The sequence below is a fragment of the Cupriavidus sp. L7L genome, assembly GCF_004353535.1.
GTDB classification, from domain to species: domain Bacteria; phylum Pseudomonadota; class Gammaproteobacteria; order Burkholderiales; family Burkholderiaceae; genus Cupriavidus; species Cupriavidus oxalaticus_A.
On the sequence record NZ_SMNY01000185.1, the window covers coordinates 1 to 2,169 of the forward strand.

The following is a 2,169-nucleotide window of genomic DNA, read 5'->3' on the forward strand; positions in this document are numbered from 1 at the left end:
ATCGAACGCGAAGCTTGAGGTCTCGGTGGAGCCGCTCGACGGGCAAGATTTCCAGATGATATCTGGGGCCGACCTGCCAGATGAACCAGAGAGCCAATGGAGTTCTCTCCGCGGAGTTCATAGCTTACCTGAACTCTTAGATCGGCGGAATGCGCAACTGGTCGTGGACAATAGCGGCCTTTCACCCATCTGTCACGTACGCTTCGGCTCGCTTTTGCCTGGCGAAGAAGGTCGATCCTCCGACACCGTCGCCATCATTCCCCTCGGGCCGGGGAAGCTGAGGCTGCGTCTTCGCGTACTCGGAGGTGAACTGTCGGCACCACAGGAGTACGAACGTGTGTTTGAGGCAACCGGCGACGTAAAGGTACTGAATGTCGAGGGCCTGGACGAAGTGTGGGGTAAATCGCTGCTTGCACGGCATCAGCCTACCGGCAAATAGTCCCCCCCCCACATCTAACATGTCAGCAGTGACTTAGCGACGCGAGAAGTATGCGTTGGGCACGTTCTTCTTCAGCATGGCTAGCGTTTGCTCATAGTTGCGTTGCACGCGGGACTCCTTCGAAAGAATTCCGTCGAAGTAGGTCGCGTAGGCTACGTACACGATATCGATGAAGTCACTGGTGACCTTTTTGGCCGATAGCACGTTCTCGATGCTCACGCCGCTGCGCAGCTTCTCTAGTAGCCATACGTAGCCCGCAGCCGTATAGCGAAAAACGATGTTGTTCACCGCTTCTTCAACGTTGCGGGCGCGCTTCACGTCCGGATGAGAGTGACGAACACTGTCCCATAGCTCAAATATGTGCTCCGCAATCTTGGCATCTAGTTCAGGACCGTATGCGCGGCTGCTTCGCAACTCGGCAAGTTCTGCCTGCGTGAAGCGTGTCGCGTAGCCAGCGACGACAACCTCCATCTGCCCCATGCTTTTCTGCATAGCGTCAAAATGGTCTTTGGCGGTCCGGGCACTGTCGTCCAACTCCGCCAGGAGCCACTTATCCCCGTTGACTGCCCGGTGGGTCTGCGCGCAGAAGTGGGCAAAGTCCCGCGTCTGTGTCTTGTCGATCAGGCGCTTATCTAACCCCTGCGTGGCCATACGAAGCCCGGCGACTTCACGCGTTCCTTTCAGTACCAGCACCTGCCTGGGAAAATGACAAAGGATAGAGAGCGAGCGCGATACGTTTCGAAGCGCGTCACCCTTGCGCATTTCCATGCCAGCGTAGTCAATCAATACCGCAATGTTCTCGCGGCTGAATCGAAGGTAGGTGCGGAGATCTTCATGCTCAAAGTAGTTCGCATCAATGACCATCTTCATAGCGTCAGCTCACACCGATTTGTCTTTCTTAACGTCTGCACCACGGGTCCAGAGGATGGAGGACAGATAGGGCTGACTATCACTTAAGCAGCTCGTCCGTCGCGCAATCCCATGCAAAGTTGCTATGTATAGGCCCGATTGTACTGGCCGCAGACGGCCTTCGCCGCATCGCTGAGTTGACTTCGCTGAGCTATATCTGGAACGACAACCAGAAGTGGCAGCAGATTGCTCTTGGCCTCGGAATGACCGACGAGGAAGCCAAGCGCACGCAGAAGCTGATCGTTACGCGTAGAGGCGCCATCGTGCATGAGGCAGATCTCGATCCCGTGACCGGCCAAAAGCAGGAGATCACGCGCGCGGAAGCGACGGACATATCCAACTACCTTCTGGCTCTCGGCAATCGAATTTGCGACCTAGTCGTAAGACCCGGGGCACGCCGATGAGCGGACTAAGCAGTGAGTCAGCGACGCCTGCGAGGTGCGCGGATGACCCCCTCCGGCGCGAAGCGGTGACACGAGGGACTGCCCAGTGCCCGCTCATGGCCGACAACGGTCCTCACTTGCACGCCGAGCCTCGCCGCCGGACCAGCCTGGCCGGCTTCTTATCGTGCTTGCGACTGCAGCCGCCATGCCGGAATTCCGTCGTCGAAACTATCGAACCACTCCCGGATTGCGTCGGCCACAATGCTTGGATCGCAGGTGGCGGCGTCCGGAACGCATGCCCGAATGAGACTTTCGACGTCAAAGCGCTGTTCCGCCCGAGTCCGCCAGGCATCGCGGTTGCGGGCGAGGATAGTGAGGTGCTGGTCGCGGATCGGAATGTAACGCATGGCCAAAGACAGGGACTGGAGTCCCGTATTG

4 protein-coding genes are annotated in these 2,169 nt (G+C 57.9%); 2 read left to right on the forward strand and 2 right to left on the reverse strand.

Features of this window, described 5'->3' with window-relative positions; genetic code table 11:
• On the forward strand, positions 1-439 hold a 439-nt coding region (locus E1J61_RS37745; RefSeq protein ID WP_207951323.1), incomplete at its 5' end, for a hypothetical protein.
• A gap of 33 nt (positions 440-472) precedes the next feature.
• Here E1J61_RS37745 and E1J61_RS37000 read toward each other — a convergent pair.
• A complete protein-coding gene (locus E1J61_RS37000) occupies positions 473-1,309 on the reverse strand; it encodes a hypothetical protein (protein ID WP_133098674.1) in 837 nt (278 codons plus the stop codon).
• Between the two features lie 176 nt (positions 1,310-1,485).
• Here E1J61_RS37000 and E1J61_RS37005 point away from each other — a divergent pair, with 176 nt between their 5' ends.
• A complete protein-coding gene (locus E1J61_RS37005; RefSeq protein ID WP_133098675.1) occupies positions 1,486-1,752 on the forward strand; it encodes a hypothetical protein in 267 nt (88 codons plus the stop codon).
• A gap of 158 nt (positions 1,753-1,910) precedes the next feature.
• On the opposite strand, the gene E1J61_RS38000 is transcribed toward E1J61_RS37005, so the two are convergent.
• Positions 1,911-2,169, reverse strand: a 259-nt coding sequence (locus tag E1J61_RS38000) for a hypothetical protein (RefSeq protein WP_243737141.1), incomplete at its 5' end; no start/stop codon positions are given.

What these genes read in the sequence shown, in the direction of transcription:
- E1J61_RS37000 (WP_133098674.1), bottom strand. Translation starts at nt 1,309, where the DNA reads ATGAAGATGGTCATTGATGCGAACTACTTTGAGCATGAAGATCTCCGC.